Annotated in this window: 16 protein-coding genes and 2 pseudogenes; 10 read left to right on the forward strand and 8 right to left on the reverse strand. The window is 67.0% G+C overall.

Annotated features, from left to right (window positions below; translation table 11 throughout):
* Nucleotides 1-225: 225 nt before the first annotated feature.
* A pseudogene (locus tag M1D32_RS01670) lies at nucleotides 226-606 on the forward strand (carboxyl transferase domain-containing protein); the annotation flags it as partial.
* Between the two features lie 294 nt (nucleotides 607-900).
* On the opposite strand, the gene M1D32_RS01675 reads toward M1D32_RS01670, so the two are convergent.
* The 4 genes from M1D32_RS01675 to M1D32_RS01690 all read right to left on the reverse strand — a co-directional run bounded on the left by M1D32_RS01675 (nucleotide 901) and on the right by M1D32_RS01690 (nucleotide 3,981).
* Complete coding sequence (locus M1D32_RS01675) at nucleotides 901-1,344, reverse strand: LapA family protein (protein ID WP_458780645.1); 444 nt, start codon at nucleotides 1,342-1,344, stop codon at nucleotides 901-903.
* A gap of 162 nt (nucleotides 1,345-1,506) precedes the next feature.
* The gene (locus M1D32_RS01680) at nucleotides 1,507-1,710 is read right to left on the reverse strand and encodes a hypothetical protein (RefSeq protein ID WP_458780646.1); all 204 of its coding nucleotides are present in this window, start codon (nucleotides 1,708-1,710) and stop codon (nucleotides 1,507-1,509) included.
* A gap of 119 nt (nucleotides 1,711-1,829) precedes the next feature.
* Nucleotides 1,830-3,254, reverse strand: coding sequence for an amidase (locus M1D32_RS01685; RefSeq protein ID WP_458782257.1), 1,425 nt, complete (start codon nucleotides 3,252-3,254; stop codon nucleotides 1,830-1,832).
* Complete coding sequence (locus tag M1D32_RS01690) at nucleotides 3,247-3,981, reverse strand: Type 1 glutamine amidotransferase-like domain-containing protein (protein WP_458780647.1); 735 nt, start codon at nucleotides 3,979-3,981, stop codon at nucleotides 3,247-3,249. Before M1D32_RS01690 ends, M1D32_RS01685 begins: the two co-directional genes overlap by 8 nt.
* A 109-nt stretch (nucleotides 3,982-4,090) precedes the next feature.
* On the opposite strand from M1D32_RS01690, the gene M1D32_RS01695 reads away from it, so the two are divergent.
* The 3 genes from M1D32_RS01695 (at nucleotide 4,091) to M1D32_RS01705 (ending at nucleotide 5,767) form a co-directional block, all read left to right on the forward strand.
* Nucleotides 4,091-4,417, forward strand: coding sequence for a rhodanese-like domain-containing protein (locus M1D32_RS01695; protein ID WP_458780648.1), 327 nt, complete (start codon nucleotides 4,091-4,093; stop codon nucleotides 4,415-4,417).
* Between the two features lie 70 nt (nucleotides 4,418-4,487).
* Complete coding sequence (gene pheA, locus M1D32_RS01700; RefSeq protein WP_458780649.1) at nucleotides 4,488-5,423, forward strand: prephenate dehydratase; 936 nt, start codon at nucleotides 4,488-4,490, stop codon at nucleotides 5,421-5,423.
* A gap of 137 nt (nucleotides 5,424-5,560) precedes the next feature.
* A complete protein-coding gene (locus M1D32_RS01705) occupies nucleotides 5,561-5,767 on the forward strand; it encodes a hypothetical protein (RefSeq protein ID WP_458780650.1) in 207 nt (68 codons plus the stop codon).
* 10 nt (nucleotides 5,768-5,777) lie between these two features.
* On the opposite strand, the gene M1D32_RS01710 is transcribed toward M1D32_RS01705, so the two are convergent.
* The gene (locus M1D32_RS01710) at nucleotides 5,778-6,842 is read right to left on the reverse strand and encodes a diacylglycerol/lipid kinase family protein (protein ID WP_458780651.1); all 1,065 of its coding nucleotides are present in this window, start codon (nucleotides 6,840-6,842) and stop codon (nucleotides 5,778-5,780) included.
* A gap of 90 nt (nucleotides 6,843-6,932) precedes the next feature.
* Between M1D32_RS01710 and serS the strand changes: the two genes are divergently transcribed.
* The 4 genes from serS to M1D32_RS01730 all read left to right on the forward strand — a co-directional run bounded on the left by serS (nucleotide 6,933) and on the right by M1D32_RS01730 (nucleotide 10,336).
* A complete protein-coding gene (gene serS, locus M1D32_RS01715) occupies nucleotides 6,933-8,213 on the forward strand; it encodes a serine--tRNA ligase (RefSeq protein ID WP_458780652.1) in 1,281 nt (426 codons plus the stop codon).
* A gap of 187 nt (nucleotides 8,214-8,400) precedes the next feature.
* Nucleotides 8,401-9,261, forward strand: coding sequence for an HAD family hydrolase (locus tag M1D32_RS01720; protein WP_458780653.1), 861 nt, complete (start codon nucleotides 8,401-8,403; stop codon nucleotides 9,259-9,261).
* A gap of 28 nt (nucleotides 9,262-9,289) precedes the next feature.
* Nucleotides 9,290-9,661 carry a hypothetical protein gene (locus M1D32_RS01725; RefSeq protein WP_458780654.1) on the forward strand — a complete coding sequence of 124 codons (372 nt, stop codon included), beginning with the start codon at nucleotides 9,290-9,292 and terminating at the stop codon, nucleotides 9,659-9,661.
* Between the two features lie 90 nt (nucleotides 9,662-9,751).
* On the forward strand, nucleotides 9,752-10,336 hold the full coding sequence (locus tag M1D32_RS01730) for a histidine phosphatase family protein (RefSeq protein ID WP_458780655.1): 585 nt from the start codon (nucleotides 9,752-9,754) through the stop codon (nucleotides 10,334-10,336).
* 90 nt (nucleotides 10,337-10,426) lie between these two features.
* Here the strand turns inward: M1D32_RS01730 and M1D32_RS01735 are convergent, their stop codons facing one another.
* Complete coding sequence (locus tag M1D32_RS01735) at nucleotides 10,427-11,026, reverse strand: hypothetical protein (RefSeq protein WP_458780656.1); 600 nt, start codon at nucleotides 11,024-11,026, stop codon at nucleotides 10,427-10,429.
* Nucleotides 11,027-11,147: 121 nt separating this feature from the next.
* Here M1D32_RS01735 and M1D32_RS01740 point away from each other — a divergent pair, with 121 nt between their 5' ends.
* Nucleotides 11,148-13,529 (forward strand): phosphoketolase family protein, encoded by a 2,382-nt coding sequence (locus tag M1D32_RS01740; RefSeq protein WP_458780657.1) that lies wholly within the window; start codon nucleotides 11,148-11,150, stop codon nucleotides 13,527-13,529.
* Here M1D32_RS01740 and M1D32_RS01745 read toward each other — a convergent pair.
* Nucleotides 13,526-14,265 (reverse strand): annotated as a pseudogene (locus M1D32_RS01745) (DUF429 domain-containing protein). The gene M1D32_RS01740 and the pseudogene M1D32_RS01745 sit on opposite strands and share 4 nt — an antisense overlap.
* Here M1D32_RS01745 and M1D32_RS01750 point away from each other — a divergent pair.
* Entirely contained in the window at nucleotides 14,234-15,064 is an 831-nt protein-coding gene (locus M1D32_RS01750; RefSeq protein ID WP_458780658.1) for an alpha/beta fold hydrolase, read from the forward strand. The pseudogene M1D32_RS01745 and the gene M1D32_RS01750 overlap by 32 nt on opposite strands.
* Nucleotides 15,065-15,074: 10 nt before the next feature.
* On the opposite strand, the gene M1D32_RS01755 is transcribed toward M1D32_RS01750, so the two are convergent.
* On the reverse strand, nucleotides 15,075-16,400 hold the full coding sequence (locus tag M1D32_RS01755; protein ID WP_458780659.1) for a carboxylesterase family protein: 1,326 nt from the start codon (nucleotides 16,398-16,400) through the stop codon (nucleotides 15,075-15,077).
* Between the last annotated feature and the right edge of the window lie 86 nt (nucleotides 16,401-16,486).

Below are 16,486 nucleotides of genomic sequence, written 5' to 3' on the forward strand. Positions count from 1 at the left end.
CCTGGTGGAACAACTCGTCACCCTGGGTGCCGCGGTCGCCGGCCTTGATCTCCCGGGCCATGACCTCAAGGGCTTCGTCAATCGCGGCAAGGTCTTACTCCGTGCGCCGTAGTGCTAGTCAATAGAGCCAGGTACTCACGTCACACTTTCCTTCCGCACTGGAGGACCAACGATGTCCGCTCCTGCTTTTTTTCGATTATTATTTTGGCGAGCCATGCACTTCCAGTGAATGGAATAGGGCTGGGCGAGAAGGACCCGGGGCTCCTGCTGGCCCTGGCCCGCTTAGCAGGCAGTCCTGCATCGTCCTGCCACGCCGGCCCGTCCCGACGGGATGCGGCCGGGATGGGTCCCGCTTCACTCCGGGAGGCGCGCCGGGGCATGAAACTGGCCGAGGAGCTGCGCCTGCCGCTGCTCACCGTCATCGATACCGCGGGTGCAGCCCTGTCGCGGGAGGCGGAAGAAGGCGGGCTCGCTGGTGAGATTGGACGCGCGCGGTACGAGCTCATCGGGCTGGAGACGCCGTCAGTTTTGGTGCTGCTGAGGCAGGGCGCCGGGGGAGGAGCCCTGGCACTGCTGCCCGCGGACAGGACCATTGCTGCCCAGCACAGCTGGCTCTCCCCGCTGCCTCCAGAGGGGGCGAGTGCCATCGTCCACCGGACCACATCGTGGATGAGTGGGATAACGCTTCGCTGGAACCCCAGGAATTCTGCCGGCGGACGGCGCTCGCGATCGAATACGTGCTGGGGTCGGTTGCGGGCACCCCCGTGCCGGAGCTCGTGGCGGCGCGGTCTGCGAGGTACCGGAGCCCGGGCGCTGGCTGCCTTGCCCGCCCTTCACTGCCTCCTGCGCCCGCTGCCTCCTGCGTCCGCTGCCTGCCTTGGCTGCCGGCAGCTCCGCTGCTTACTTCCGCTGCTTGGCCCGGGCGTGCGCGTTCCTGCGGAGCTGAAGGATGCGTGCGCCGCCGGCGACGGCAACCAGGACACCGCCGCTCACGCTCGCTATGAACAGTGCCATTCCCAGCGGGACGAACCCTTCAAGCCCGAAGTACCGGACTGCCACCTGGTCCTGGTTCTGCAGGATGAAGATGATCAGCAGGATCAGGAGCACCAGGGCGGCCACCACCGCAGCCCACACCACTCCGGCCCGGGTCACCCCCGGCTGGTCAGCAGCTGCGCGCGGTCCGGTTGCCGGCGTGGCATCTGTAGCGGGCACGCCCTGGCTCACGCCGGTGGCAGGTGCAGGGGAGTCGGCACGTGATGGAGTTCCGGCTGGGGGCGGGGCCGTCCCGGCGTTCCCGTTGCCCGGTTCCGGCTGTCCTGCGGGTGGGTAGTTTCCGGTGCTCATACTGTTTCCCTTCCTAGGACTCAAATACTAAGCATGCTTATGGTCTAACCCTAATCCGAGGTCTCTCCACAACACAACGGCGTGAAGGCCGTAACTGCCGGCCCTCGACGCAGCGGAAGGGCCTCCACTGGAGTCCCTTCCGTTGTTCTTTGCCGCCGGGCGTCAGACCCTCGTCCTGCTCTCTTCCGCCGAGGGGGTACGCGGGGCCGGCGTCCTGCGCCAGTTAGGGAATGCCCAGAACGTAAAGTCCTGCGCCTTGACCGGCTTCTCCGGGGTTTCCACCGGGGTTTCCTGCTTCGCCTCGGGCTGGCGGTCAGCTTCTTTCCTGATGCCCCACCCGAAGTCCTTGCTGGATGAATAGCACATCACGGCCTCCTTATAGTGACTGCCCTTTAATCGTCCTCCTGATGGCGCAAGGAGTCGAGGAGTCAACAGGAGGGAGCAGTGACCGCCGGACAAGGCGGTGCCGGGTTCCTGCGGCTGCCTCAATAGCCGAGCTGCCGGGCCACCTGCAGCAGGAGCAGCTCCGAGCCCGCCGGCCCCACCAGCTGGATTCCCATGGGCAGCCCCTCTCCGGGAGCTCCGCCTGTCCATGAAACGGGAACGGTGATGGCGGGCAGCCCGCACACATTGACCATGGAGGACCAGGGCGCGAATTCACACTGCTTCCGGTAGTCGCCGTCGGCGTCCCCTGCCCACTGGGAAGCCGGCCAGCGCTCATCACCGTGCGCTGTCCCGGTGAACCAGCCCACGGGGCGCGGGGTCTGGGCGAGTGCCGGCATGAGCATCAGGTCCCACTGCGCGTACTGCGTTACCGTGTCCCGCTCAAACTGCCGCAGCAAGGCCAACGCTTCATTCAGCTTCGCCGCGCTGCGCTGTTGGGCCCGGCGCCGGAAAGTCCGGGTCAGCGGCGCCAGCAGGGCTTCTCGGTGCGGACTGATCCTGGCCGCGCCCACCGGAGCCGTCCACACGGTGGTAAAGGCGTCGGGGTAGCGGTTGTCATAGCGGATGGCGGCATCGCTGAGCGCGTGTCCTGCGTGCTCCAGAAGTTCCTCTCCGCTCCGGAGCGCGTCCAGCGCCTCCTGATCGGGAGTAAACGGGAAGGTGCTGGACCAGGGGCTGTCCATGGTGACGCCGATCCGCAGCCGCGGCGGCTCCTGTTCCACCGCAGCGAGGTAGCCGCCGTTCCCGGTAACAGCGGGGGAGGGGACCAGTGCATCCATCATCAGCGCCGCGTCTGCGGCGGTTCGGGCAAGGGGGCCGGACACCACCAGCCGTGCGGGGTCGCCCAGGCTCTCCCCGGCCGGCACCAGCCCGCGGCCTGGTTTCAGGCCCACCAGGCCACAGGCGGCGGCAGGGATGCGGATGGAGCCGCCGCCGTCCGTGCCGGGCGCGAACGGAAGAAGTCCGGCCGCCACCGCTGCGGCACTCCCGCCGGAGGATCCCCCTGAACTCCTGCTGGGGGCGTGGGGATTGCGCGACGGCGGCGCCACGCGGTTTTCGCTGTAGGCCGTCAGTCCGAACTCGGGCACCTGCGTCTTGCCCAGGGGGATCACGCCGGCTTCCCTGAGGTGCGCCACCAGCGGTCCGTCGCTGACCGCCGGTTTGTGGTCCAGGGCAGCGCTCCCGTGCGTGGTCACCACGCCGGCCACGTCCGTGAGGTCCTTGAACGCCAGGGGCATGCCGTGCAGGAGGGGGAGTCCATCAGCAGGAGCACTGCTTCGGAGCGTGTCGGCCGCGCAGGCATCATCCAGCGCCTGCTCGGCGGTCACCGTGACAAACGCGCCGAGCAGGGGATTGTGCCGCTCAATCCGGTCCAGGAAATGCGCCGCCGCTTCCGCTGCCGAAACCTCCCCTTTCCGCAGACTGTCCCGGAGGTCGACGGCGGAAAGGTCGTGGATCTCAGCCAAGGTACCGCGGCTCCAGGCGTTCCTCACGTGCACTTTCTGCGTCCTCGGAACGGGTCACCGTGTACGCGCCCTTGCCGCGGACTTCAGTCACCGCCCCGATCAGTGACGTGCCGTGGTAAACCAGCCCGACGCCGTCGTCCGTGCAGTGTGTTTCGCCCAGCGTCCCATCCGCCACCAGCCGGTGCACCAGAGGGCGCCTGCGCTCCTCCGAGTCGTAGTGCACTCCGTTGGCGAAGGGCAGGAAGGCCAGGCCATTGGTCACCGCGCGGAGTTCAGGCCCGAAGGAATCGGTGGTGCCGCCCTGGAACCAGCAGATGGACCCGGCGGAAACCCCTGCCAGGACCACGCCGCCTTGCCATGCCTTATGCAGCATGCGGTCAAGGCCGTGTGCCCGCCACACCGCGAGCAGGTTGACCACCGAACCGCCGTTCACCCAGACCACGTCCTGGTCCAGCAGGTGCGCCTCCGGGTCGCCGTGGTTGGGCATGGTGAAAAGGTGCAGGTGGCTGAAATCGAAGCCGGCCAGCCGAGCCGCCTCATCCAGTTCCGCGTTGAACGCGCGCTGGTCGCCGGCCGCGGTACCGATGTGCGTCACCTTTGGTGCCCTGCCAGTGACCCCCGAAAGTTCGACGGCGTGGTGCAGCAACCGGTCAAACTCGAGCCGGGTGCGGCTGCCGGGCTTGAAGCCGCCCGAGGTTGCCAGAATGGTGGGCTGCTCTGCAGGCAAGGATCCTCCTAGGGTCTTCCGAGTAGCCTAACTTGCTGTTCTTCCGAGCAGGCAAGGGGCCCGGGGGCTAGGCTTAACGCTGAACCCGATCAGCCAGACAGGACTTTCCATGAGCGATTTTGATTCCGTCCCCGTCAACGACATCCCTGCCAACGCCGCCATCCTGGACGTGCGTGAGAACTACGAGTGGGTGGCCGGGCATGCGGATGGGGCCCTTCACATTCCCTTGGACCAGCTGCCCTCGCGGCTGGACGAACTCGACCCGGACCAGGACCTGTACGTCATTTGCCGGACCGGCGGCCGGTCCTTCCGGGTCGCGCAATGGCTCACGGGCCAGGGCTACACCGCGATAAATGTCTCCGGCGGCATGGACCAGTGGCTGGAGGCCGGGAAGCCGCTGGTATCAGACAACGGGCTGAAGCCGCTGGTTCTCTAGCGCCTCCACGCTTCGCTTCCGCGTTCCGCCCCTGCCGCAAGGGCGCCCCACGCCGTCAAAAGGAATACCTATGCCTGCGCCCTCCGCCACCTACGCCTTCCTCGGCCCCGAAGGCACGTTCACCGAGGCTGCCCTGCTGAAGGTCCCCGGCGCCGGGCAGGCCACCCGCATCCCGGCGTCAAACGTCAATGTGGCCCTGGACAAGGTGCGCGACGGCTCCGCCGACGCTGCGATGGTGCCCATCGAAAACTCGGTGGAGGGCGGCGTCACGGCCACCCTCGACGCCATCGCCACCGGGCAGGAACTACGGATCATCCGGGAAGTCCTGGTGCCCATCAGTTTTGTGCTGGTGGCCCGGCCCGGCGTGCTGCTGCAGGACATCACGCGGGTGTCCACCCATGGCCACGCCTGGGCACAGTGCCGGCTCTGGATGGACGCCAACCTCCCCGGTGCGGAGTATGTCCCCGGATCCTCCACTGCCGCAGCCGCCATGGGCCTGCTGGAGGAGGATGCCCATTACGATGCCGCAATCTGCGCCCCGCTGGTGGCCCGGGAGCAGCCGGGACTTGCCCTGCTCGCCGAGGACATTGGGGACAACCCCGGCGCCGTGACGCGCTTCATCCTGGTCAGCCGGCCCGGCAGGCTGCCCGAACGCACCGGAGCGGACAAAACCACAGTGGTGGTGCCCCTGCCCGAGGACCGTCCCGGCGCCCTGATGGAGATCCTGGACCAGTTCGCCAGCCGGGGCGTGAACCTCAGCCGGATCGAATCGCGGCCCACCGGCCAGTACCTGGGGCACTACTTCTTCAGCATTGACGCGGACGGCCACCTGGGCGATGCGCGCGTCGCCGATGCCCTCGCCGGGCTTCACCGCATCAGCCCGGCCACGCGTTTCCTGGGCTCCTACCCGCGCGCCGACCACCAGGTGACAGTAGTGGAGCCGCATACCTCTGATACCGCATTTGATGCGTCCAGGGCGTGGGTGGAGGGGCTGCGGGCACAATAAGGGCGTCCTGAAACCGGTTCCACCGCTTCGCCCACAGCGTAGGTAATTGCCCTCCATACCACTTCCGCGGGCTGGGGACAATGCGTATGCTTACTTGATCCACAAATGGGGATGGCCCCTAGCGAAGGGAGCGGGTCATGAGTACCAACAGCTCTAACAACGATGGCCAGGGGATGATCGTCAATCCCCGCCCCGCCGCCGACAACCAGGACTGGGACGGCGATGAGGCCGACCGGGCGGACCGCCTGCGCTTTGAAGAGGAGCAGGCCATGATCCGTGAGCAGTCCGAGGCCCGCGCCGCCGCGAAAGCCGCCGCCGAGGCGCGCAAGGAAGCCCACGCCTGAAACTGCTGCTTCAGACCAGCGAGCCCTGCCCCTTAACCCTGATCAGTAACGAACGCGGCTCCACCTGGACGGTGACCCTGGTGGCTTCGCCTGCCGTGTCGCCGTCGAGCTGCGTGGGCATCGGCTCGGGGCACTTAATGACGACCCTGCCCGACCTGTAAACGGTCATGATGGGCAGTTTCCCGCTGTGCTTGAACATGATCTTTACGTACATCAGCAACCAGCCGACGGCGCTTCGTGGGCTCATTACCACCACGTCCAGCATGCCGTCGTCGATCATCGCCTGCGGAATGAAGTCGATGCCGCCCGGCACCAGCCCGCAGTTCGCAAAAAGGATGCTGCGGACGTTCCGGACCTGGTCCGGGCTGCCGTCCAGGGAGATTGAAATCTTCTTCCGTCTGCCGGGCAGGTGGCGCATTCCCGCCTCCGTGTAGGCCAGCCAACCGAATGTTTTCTTGAGGCCCGCGTTGGTGTCGGCCAGGACTTCGGCGTCCATGCCGATCCCCGCAATCACCAGGAATACGTGCTCAGAGGAATGGCCGGTCCTTGAGTTCTCGATGCCCATCCTGGCGGTATCGATGTACCGCTGGTGGCCGAAAAGCGCCGCCTGCACGTTGCCGGGGAGGTCATTGACGTCCAGGTCCACGTTGCGGGCCAGGAGGTTTCCGGTGCCCAGCGGGATGATGCCCATCGCGACGCCGGTGCGGGCGAGGGACTCAGCCACTACTCGGACGGTGCCGTCGCCGCCGCCCACCACCACGACGTCGGGCTTGTGCCCCAACGCCGCCTGCACCTGCGAGAAGCCCGGGTCCTCTGCCGTTGTTTCGTAGAACACCGGTTCATCCCAGCCGGCCGTCAGGCACGCGCGCTGGATAGTGGCTTTGGCTTCGTCCGACCGGGCTTTGACCGGGTTGAGGATCACCACCACGCGCTGATCCGTGAGCCCGGGTTCGTGGGCGTCCCCGCTCAAAGCGCTGCGCACATGCAGGGCCTTCAGCCTGCGCACTCCCCACCAGCTGGAGATGGCGAAAGCAAGCGCCACCGCAATCAGCACGTAGAGAATCAGGTCGCTCATGGTCCCCCAACAGTATCCCGGCGGGAGGTGCGCAGGTCCCGGGTGCCCGCGCCCGCCGTCGTACTCCGTCGGATTGGATACCCTTGTGTGGTGATCGACGTAAAAGACCTCAGCGAAAACCCGGACAAGTTCCGAGCCAGCCAACGCGCCCGCGGCGCGGACGAATCAGTGGTGGACGCGATCATCTCCGCGGACTCTGCACGGCGGGCGGCGCTGATCCGCTTCGAAAACCTCCGCGCCGAGCAGAACGCCTTCGGCAAGAAGGTGGCCCAGGCCAAAGGCGATGAAAAGAAGGCGCTGCTGGCCGAGGTGAAGGAACTGGCCAACTCGGTCAAGGCTGCCTCCGCTGAAGCAGACGCGGCGCAGCTGAAGCAGGAAGAACTGCTGCGCACTATTCCCAACCTCATTGAGGACGGTGTTCCCGAGGGCGGCGAGGACGACTACGTGGTGGTTAAGACCGTCGGTACGCCGCGCGAATTCCCGGACTTTGAGCCGAAGGACCACCTGGAAATCGGCGAGCTGATCGGCGCGATCGACATGGAGCGCGGCGCCAAAGTCTCCGGAGCCCGCTTCTACTTCCTCCGCGGCGTTGGTGCCCGGCTGGAGATGGCACTGCTGCAGATGGCCATGGACCAGGCGATTGAAGCTGGTTTCGTCCCCATGATCACCCCCACCCTGGTGCGCCCGGAGACCATGCAGGGCACCGGCTTCGATGTGAAGCACGACGCTGAGATCTACCGGCTCGCGGAAGACGACCTCTACCTGGTGGGCACCTCGGAGGTTGCCCTTGCCGGGTACCACGCGGACGAGATCCTGGACTTCTCCAAGGGTCCCATCCGCTACGCCGGGCAGAGCTCCTGCTACCGCCGGGAGGCCGGCTCGCACGGCAAGGACACCCGGGGCATCATCCGCGTCCACCAGTTCAACAAGGTGGAAATGTTCATCTACACCACGGTTGAGGAAGCAGCCGCCGAGCATCAGCGCCTGCTCGCCTGGGAAGAAGAGATGCTGGCCAAGTGCGAGCTTCCCTACCGCGTGATCGACACCGCCGCCGGCGACCTTGGCACCTCCGCGGCCCGGAAGTACGACTGCGAAGCGTGGGTCCCCACCCAGAACGCGTACCGCGAGCTGACCTCGACGTCCAACTGCACCACGTTCCAGGCCCGCCGCCTGAACATCCGTGAGCGTGCGGTGAACTCGGAGGGCGTGGCAAAGGGCACCCGGGCCGTGGCCACGCTGAACGGCACCCTGGCCACTACCCGCTGGATCGTGGCTCTCCTGGAGCACCACCAGAACGCCGACGGCTCGGTCAACGTCCCGAAGGCCCTGCAGAAGTACCTGGGCGGCCTTGAGGTCCTCCCGGTCCTGTAAGTTACCGGCCCGCTCCTGGGCTTGTCCGCGGATCCGGACCGTAAAACGTACGGATCCGCGGACGGCTTCTGATCCCAACCGGGGTGAATACCCGCGCCGCCTACAGGCTCCGGATGTTTACCAACAGTTCAAAAAATCTGTGGCGCGCGTCCTAGCGGGGTTGGGGGTGTTCTGCTCTACTTGATGGATGACAACGCTGACTGAAACCTCAGTCGCCGGCAACGATGACCGGCGAGAGAACGAAAACGACAACGTAACCCAGAAGCTAATGGTCGCCCTGGACGTGGACGGCACCCTGGTGGACCACGACGGGCACATGTCCCCGGCGGTCCGTGAAGCGGCGCAGGCAGTGGTAGCCGCCGGGCATGAGGTCATGATTGCCACCGGCCGCTCCCTCAACGCCATGCTCCCCATCATTGAGAACATCGGGATTGAGCGCGGCTATGCGGTGTGCTGTAACGGCGGCGTGACGCTGCGGCTCCATCCCGGGCTTGAAAACGGTTACGAGGTCATCCACAAGGCCACCTTCGACCCCGCTCCTGCCCTCCGGGCACTGCGCGAGCGGCTCCCGTCAGCCAAGTACGCACTGGAAGATGAGGACGGAAACTTCCTGTCCACCGAACGCTTCCAGGACGCGAGCTTCGGCGTCGAGGCTGTCGGCGTGGACTTCCACACCATGCTCGAAGCCACCGCCGTGCGCGTGGTGGTGTTCAGCACCGAAAACACGCCGGAAGAGTTCAACGAAGCAATCGAGCACGTTGGCCTTGCCGGCGTCACCTACTCCGTGGGCTGGACGGCCTGGCTGGATATTGCCGCTGCCGGCGTGACCAAGGCCAGCGCCCTCGAAAACCTGCGGAACCGCCTCGGCATCGAACCGCACCTCACCGTGGCTGTCGGGGACGGCCGCAATGACATCGAGATGCTCAGCTGGGCCGGACGGGGTGTGGCCATGGGCCAGGCCCCGGAGGAAGTGATTGCGGCCGCTGACGAGGTCACCCACTCTGTGTTCGACGACGGCGCCGCCCACGTGCTGCGCAGCCTCCTCTAGCTGCCGGCCCACGCAGATGCTGGTTCAGTTGGCGGCCTTGGCCGCCTGCGTCCTTTTGGCCGGCCTCGCCGTGCTCCAGGCCGCACTGCTGAGCGGTGCTCCGCTTGGCCGGTTCGCCTGGGGCGGACAGCACAAAGTCCTCCCCGCGGGGCTGCGGGTGGGCAGTGCGGCATCCATCGTCCTGTACGCGGCCTTCGGATATATCGCACTGGCCAAGGCCGGCATGGTGCCATTGCTGGCAAGCGGGACTGTCACATCGGTGGCCACCTGGGTATTGACGGGGTATTTCGCGCTCGGCGTGCTGATGAACGCCATATCGCGGAGCAAGCCGGAGCGCGCCGTGATGACGCCCGTGGCGCTGGTCCTCGCCGCCGCTTACCTGGTTCTTGCCGTCAACTGATCTCCGCCGGAGCTGAACCGCGGCCGGGCGGCACCCGCTGTATGGCGGCCGCTGTCCGGGCGGGTGCCGTCATCGGGCAGAATGGAAAGCATGACCCTTACGACGTTCGCCCTCATCCGCCATGGCCAGACTGACTGGAATGCGCAGCGCCGGCTGCAGGGTTCCACGGACATTCCCTTGAACGACGTCGGCCGGGCCCAGGCGCGGGACGCCGTCGCCGTTTTGTCCGCTTACGATTGGGACGCCATTGTGTCCTCGCCGCTCAGCCGCGCTGCTGAAACTGCGGAGCTGATCGCCGCCGGGCTCGGACTTACCGAGGTCCGCCGGGTCCCCGAGTTGGCTGAGCGAAGCTTCGGCCCTGCCGAGGGCATGCAGGCCGGTCCGGAACTTGACGCTCTGCGGATCCCCGGGGGTTTCCGCGGCGCGGAAAGCGAGGACGAGGCCGCAGACCGGGGACTGGCGGCCCTGGAGGCTCTGGCTGAGGAGTTCCGCGGACGCCGGCTGCTCGTCGTCGCCCACGGGACCCTGCTCCGCGTAAGCCTCAGCCGCGCCGTGGGGAGCACCCTGAAGAGCATCGACAATGCCGTCCTGAACCTTGCCCACCATCACGCCATTGACGGATGGCAGCTCGAATACTTCAACGGCGAGCCGGTGCTGGCCGCCACCCAGGGCTGATCGCGGGGGATTAGTCGCTGCTCAAGACGGCGATGGCCCGGCGCCCCAGGCTGCCCATAACGTGCTGATGCGTAGCGCCCCGGGCAAGTTCTAGCGCACCTCGAGGATCAGCCCCAGCAGCCGGGCCGCCGCGGGCCGGGCTGCATGCTCCTCGTTCCACTGCGCCCGGGCCACCGCTTTGCTGACGGCTTGCGTGGTGATGCCCAGTTCCTGGGCCACCGCCTTCTGCTGGCCGCGGACGCCCGGGGTCAACAGGTCAAGGACCCGCCACTCCGCATCGGAACGGTCACGCACGACATGTCCCAGCAGCCGAAGCACGGCCTCAGCGTCATGGGCCACATCAGCCAGGGGCCCCTCCACTGCAACCGGAATACGCTCCTTGCTGTTCCGCACCCGGTCAACAGCCCGCCGGGCGTACACCAGTCCGTGGCCGGAGGCATCCTTGATCTGGTTGGGCAACGGCTCGTTGACAGGCCCAACGCCGATTCCCACGTACCAGGAACCGCAGCGCAGTGCAATCAGTGCCGCCTCGACGGCCTGGTGGGGGGAGTCCACAATGCCCTGGACCTCGTCCTCCACTGAGCGGTCGAAATCCAGGCGCGCAGGAATATGCCGCAGGTCCTTGAGTAACTGCGGCACCCGGTCGCCATCGCGCCGGCTGTCGGTTTGGTTGATTGTCAGCGTGAACATCTGAAACCAAAGACTACCCGCTGGTAGGAGAGTGCAGGCAAGCGGGGTTGCCTCGCCCCGAGCCATCTGATGCGATGGACCAAGGGCCGCCCTTGGCGGTGAACGCGACGTGAGGATGGTTATGACCAGCAGCATCGGGCAGGACGAACTCGGACGTGTAGACCGCTGGTGGCGCGCCGCCAACTACCTTTCGGTGGGGCAGATCTACCTCCGCTCCAACCCCTTGCTGCGTGAACCGCTGAAGGCCGAGCACACGAAGTCCAGGCTGCTGGGCCACTGGGGCACCACCCCGGGCCTGAACTTTGTCTACGCCCACCTGAACCGCCTGATCCGCCGCGACTCCGCCGAGATGCTCTTTGTGGCGGGTCCCGGCCATGGCGGCCCCGCCGTCGTCGCCAACGCCTGGCTGGAAGGGACATACTCCGAAATCTACGGGCACGTGGGTAACGACGCGGACGGCATGGCCGAGCTTTTCCGCCAGTTTTCCTACCCGGGAGGCATTCCCAGCCACGCCGCTCCGGAAAGCCCCGGCTCCATCAGCGAGGGCGGCGAACTCGGGTACTCCCTCGCCCATGCCTACGGCTCGGTGCTGGACAATCCCCAGCTGGTGACCGCCGTCGTGATCGGCGACGGCGAGGCGGAGACCGGGCCTCTGGCCGCCAGCTGGCATTCCCACAACTTCCTGGACCCGGCCACGGACGGCGCCGTGCTGCCCATCCTGCACCTGAACGGGTACAAGATCGCCAACCCCACCCTCCTGGCGCGTATGCCCGAAGAGCAGCTGGAGCAGCTCCTGCGGGGCTACGGCCACGAGCCGCACTTCGTCACCGTGAAGGACCCGGACGACACTGAGCAGGCGCACCGGGACTTCGCCGCGGCATTGGAAAGCTGCCTGGCCGGGATTCGCACCATCCAGGACTCCCGGCGAACGTCCCAAGGAGGGGCGGATGGGGCCGGCGGCGGCGCGCCCCGCTGGCCGATGATCGTGCTGCGCTCGCCGAAGGGCTGGACCGGGCCCCGGGAAGTGGATGGGCTGCAGGTTGAAGGGACGTGGCGGAGCCACCAGGTGCCGCTGTCCGAGGTCCGCACCAATGAAGACCACCTGCGGCTGCTCGAGCAGTGGATGCAGTCGTACCGCCCTGATGAGCTGTTCGACGGCGACGGGCGGCTCCGGCCCGACATCGCCGAGGGGGCACCCACCGGCGACTTCCGGATGAGCGCCACGCCCCACGCCAACGGCGGCCTGCTCCGCCGTGCGCTGAAGCTGCCTGCCTACCAGGACCACGCCGTGGAGGTGGCGCGCGCCGGCAGCGAGCGGGTCAGCCCGATGGTCACTCTGGGCTCCTGGATGCGGGACGTCATTGAGCTGAACATGGAAACGTTTCGGCTTTTCGGCCCGGACGAAACGGCGTCCAACCGGCTGCAGAACGTCTATGAGGTCACGGACAAGGTGTGGCAGTACCGGATTGACGACGTCGATGAGCACCTTGCCCGCTCCGGCAGGGTGATGGAGGTGCTGAGCGAACACCTGTGCCAGGGCTGGCTGGAGGGGTACCTCCTGACCGGCCGGCACGGAGTCTTCAGTTGCTACGAGGCCTTCATCCACATTGTTGACTCCATGTTCAACCAGCACGCCAAGTGGCTGAAGGTGCACCGCAACCTGCCGTGGCGGCAGCCCGTGGCTTCGCTGAACTACCTGCTGTCCTCCCACGTGTGGCAGCAGGACCACAACGGGTTCTCCCACCAGGACCCGGGGTTTATCGACCACGCCGTGAACAAGAAGGCAGAGGTCATCCGGGTGTACCTGCCGCCGGATGCGAACACGCTGCTGTCCGTGATGGAGCACTGCCTGGCGTCCACGGACTACGTGAACATCGTTGTCAGCGGAAAGCAGCCCTCTCCCACCTGGCTGGGGCCGGCCGATGCGGCCACCCACTGCCAGCGCGGGCTGGGGATCTGGGAGTTCGCCGGCTCCGAAGTCCCCGGTGAGGAGCCAGACGTCGTGCTGGCCTGCGCTGGCGACGTTCCCACCGTGGAGACAGTTGCGGCGGCGGAGCTGCTCCGGCTGGGGGCGCCCGGGCTGAAGGTCCGCGTCGTGAACGTGGTTGACCTGATGCGGCTGCAGGACGAGAGCGAGCACCCGCACGGGCTCCCGGCACGCGATTTCAACGGGATCTTCACCGCCGACAAGCCCATCATTTTCGCCTACCACGGCTATCCGGCGCTGATCCACCGGCTCGCTTACCGCCGCAGCAACCAGGAGGGGCTGCACGTGCGCGGCTACAAAGAGGAGGGCACCACCACCACCCCGTTCGACATGGCCATGCTGAACGGCATCGACCGGTTCCAGCTGGCCATCGACGCAATCGACCGCGTTCCCGGCCTTGCCGGGAAGCACTCGATGCTGCGGCAGGAGCTCCAGGACCGCCGGATCCGCGCCCGCGAGCACACCCGCACCCACGGGGAGGATCCGGAGGAAATCCGGAACTGGCAGCTGGGCTAGCCCTTCTCCTGGCCGATCAGTCCGTCGAGGCCGCCCGCGGGCAGGTGGATCCAGCCTTCGCTGCTGGCCGCTGCGGCGTGGACGTCATCCGGCAACACGGTCAAGCCGACGGCGACGGCGCGGGCGGTGAGGGACGCGACGACGGCGTCGAACAGGTCATCCGAGCCGGCCAGGCGGTCCTCGTGGCCGCGAAGGTCCAGCCACGGTGCCTGCTGGCGCAAATTGCCCAGGAGCAGGGATAGCCGTTCCGCCTCGCCGCTGCCCCGCCCCTTATAGCCGCGCGCGCTTAGGCCCCAGAGCTTCAGCGAGCAGCAGGGTAGACCTCAGCCAGGCGACCCGACCCATCCCGTGGTTGGGGGCCGTGCCGGGCCGCCACTTTCGCCTGGATCACGGCGCATCTCATGGCCGGGTGGGCCAGCCGGTCCGCCGAGACACTCAACGGGATCAGGCCGGTCCGGGCGGTGACGAAGCGGTCAGTATCACGGTACGCAAGCAAGCGCCTGCCCTCGATGCCGTCGTGTGCCAGGACGGGCCCGGCGTCGAAGTGCAGGTGCCCGGTGAGGAATGGAATCAAGGCGTGACCAGACTCTACCCCTGGCTCTCCCGGCCCGTTCTGGACACTGGATGACCCGGTGCCCCTGGACCTGCAACGCTGGGGCATGGTGCGCCGTCCCCGGCATACCATGCCCGAAAGGATCATCTTCATGCCATGGCTTGATGTACTCGGCAACGACATCCACTACACGGACTCAGGCGCCGGGCAGCCGGTGGTGCTGCTCCACGGCCACGCTTCGGCGGCGGCCTGCTGGGAACCGCTTATTGCTGAACTGGAGCAGGACTTCCGGCTGTTGGCTTATGACACCTACGATCACGGGTGGTCCTCTAACTCGCCGCGGCAGGGGCCGCTGGTGGACCGGGCTGCCGAGCTGGAGCACTTCATCAACTCACTTGGCCTGGCGAACCCGGTGATCGTGGGGCAATCCATGGGAGGCATGACGGCCCTGCGCTGGGCCGTGCGGAATCCAGACGGTGCCGCCGGACTGGTGGTCTGCGGGATGGGCTGGCCGCTGGTGGTTCCCCCTCCCGGGCAGCCCGGCCAGCCGGAAAAATTCGAGGTGTTCAGCTCACTCGACGCGGACGAGAGGATCTGGCTGGGGGTAGGAAACTCCTTCACGGAGCGGTGGATCGCAGAGAACCCGCGTGATTACGCCCGCTACATCCGGGTGCGTTCCACCGCGACGGCGATTGAAGCAGCCCGCCACCCGCGCAGCCTCGAACAAAGCCAGGGGGAGTTCCTCAGCGCCGATCCATCGGACGTCGACTGGTTCCAGCAAGGGCTCGAATCAATAACCCGCCCGCTGGTGCTGATGATCGGCGACGAGGAAAGGCCGCGAATCCGCCGCGGGGCCGAGCACGTTGCGGCCACGGTGCCCGGCGCCCGTCTGCTGGTTGTCGAGGAGGCCGGCCACAACGCCTACTTCCAGCGCCAAGACATCCTGGTGGACGCCATCCGGAGCACCGCAGCTGCCGCCTAAACCTGGCCGATCACGCCGCGTGATACGTCAGCGCCCCGGGAATCCCGCCCTTCTCGCCCAGTCCATCACCCCGGGCAAAAGCAGCCCATAGGCTTCGCAGCTCGCGTCCCACGGAATTCACGTCCTCCCAACGGGCCCCGGCGATCAGCCCTACGCCGTCCCACGTCTCGCGATTGCCGAGAAGAAGGGGGAGATCAATGGTGTGGGCAGCGCCGAAGATGTTTCCCGGCGCATGCCAGTGAAGGATGTAGCGGTGCGCCTTTCCGCCGGCCAGGGCATGGCGCCGCGCGAACTTCCGGGCGGCCCGGCCGTAGACGGTTTCGGTGACCACCCAATCGATGGCCCGGACGGCGGCGGTCCCGGCGACAGGGATCTTGGCCAGCCGGCTCAGGTACGGGCTCCGCGGCAGGAACAGCCGCGCCTCCTCGGAGGTATGACCGATCAGCACCTCGATGCCGGGAGCGGAACGGTTCCAGGCTGCCTCTATGGCGGCTTCCTCGGGCAGCGGCGCGTGCCCGTACTGGGTGCCGAAGGGCATGGCGGCCAGCATGCCGAATTTCCGGGCCACCTGCGCCACATGGTCCTCCCGTTCCACCACTTCCATGGCCGGCGTTTCCTCGGTGACCGCTTCGGCAGCGATGCCCATTGCATGGTTCATTTTGTCCCGGCCGCGCGAGATGCCCAGCGGTGCACTTTGGATGATGGCCCGCTGGAACAGCGACGGCGCCTCGGGAGTGGCCATGAGGTGCGCGATCGCGTCACCGCCGGCCGACTGGCCAAAGGCCGTCACGCAGCCCGGGTCGCCGCCGAACGCTGCAATGTTCCGCTGCACCCAGCGGAACGCCTCAAGCTGGTCCAGCAGCCCAAGGTTGCCCGGCCGGCCGGACCGGGTGCCGAGGAAGCCGAACAGCCCCAGGCGGTAGGTCACCGACACGGCCACCACCCGGTTTTCGGCCACGAGCACCCCGGGATCGAAGATGGCGAGGTCGCCGGATCCGGTGGTGTAGGAACCGCCGTGGATCCAGACCATCACGGGCAGCCTCTCGCCGGGGGCAAGGTCTGCGGGCATGGTGATGGAGAGGTTCTGGCAGTCCTCGCTGCCCGGAAGTTCGCCGTAGCGGGTGCCCAGGACGTCGTCGAGGAACGGCACCGGTCCCTGCGGACAGGCAGGGGCTGGGGATGTGGCCGACAAGGGATCGTCCCAGTCGGGCGCCGGAACGGGAGGCTGGAAACGGCGCGCCGTCGCGTAGGGGATGCCGGTGGCCCGGACCACGGCGCCGTCCCGCCAGCCGGTGACAGGACCGCAGGGCGGATTGATAAATGGTGCAGCGTTCACGAACCAACAGTTTCATATCTGCTGGTGCTTTTCTGACGCCCTCTAAACGACGACGGCGGGTGCCTGGCTCCTAAGAGCCGGGCACC

This window comes from Arthrobacter sp. D3-16 (assembly GCF_054408515.1).

What these genes read in the sequence shown, in the direction of transcription:
- M1D32_RS01675 (WP_458780645.1), bottom strand. Translation starts at nt 1,344, where the DNA reads ATGAGCACCGGAAACTACCCACCCGCAGGACAGCCGGAACCGGGCAAC.
- M1D32_RS01680 (WP_458780646.1), bottom strand. Translation starts at nt 1,710, where the DNA reads ATGTGCTATTCATCCAGCAAGGACTTCGGGTGGGGCATCAGGAAAGAA.
- M1D32_RS01695 (WP_458780648.1), top strand. Translation starts at nt 4,091, where the DNA reads ATGAGCGATTTTGATTCCGTCCCCGTCAACGACATCCCTGCCAACGCC.
- pheA (WP_458780649.1), top strand. Translation starts at nt 4,488, where the DNA reads ATGCCTGCGCCCTCCGCCACCTACGCCTTCCTCGGCCCCGAAGGCACG.
- M1D32_RS01705 (WP_458780650.1), top strand. Translation starts at nt 5,561, where the DNA reads ATGAGTACCAACAGCTCTAACAACGATGGCCAGGGGATGATCGTCAAT.
- M1D32_RS01710 (WP_458780651.1), bottom strand. Translation starts at nt 6,842, where the DNA reads ATGAGCGACCTGATTCTCTACGTGCTGATTGCGGTGGCGCTTGCTTTC.
- M1D32_RS01720 (WP_458780653.1), top strand. Translation starts at nt 8,401, where the DNA reads ATGACAACGCTGACTGAAACCTCAGTCGCCGGCAACGATGACCGGCGA.
- M1D32_RS01730 (WP_458780655.1), top strand. Translation starts at nt 9,752, where the DNA reads ATGACCCTTACGACGTTCGCCCTCATCCGCCATGGCCAGACTGACTGG.
- M1D32_RS01735 (WP_458780656.1), bottom strand. Translation starts at nt 11,026, where the DNA reads ATGTTCACGCTGACAATCAACCAAACCGACAGCCGGCGCGATGGCGAC.
- M1D32_RS01740 (WP_458780657.1), top strand. Translation starts at nt 11,148, where the DNA reads ATGACCAGCAGCATCGGGCAGGACGAACTCGGACGTGTAGACCGCTGG.
- M1D32_RS01750 (WP_458780658.1), top strand. Translation starts at nt 14,234, where the DNA reads ATGCCATGGCTTGATGTACTCGGCAACGACATCCACTACACGGACTCA.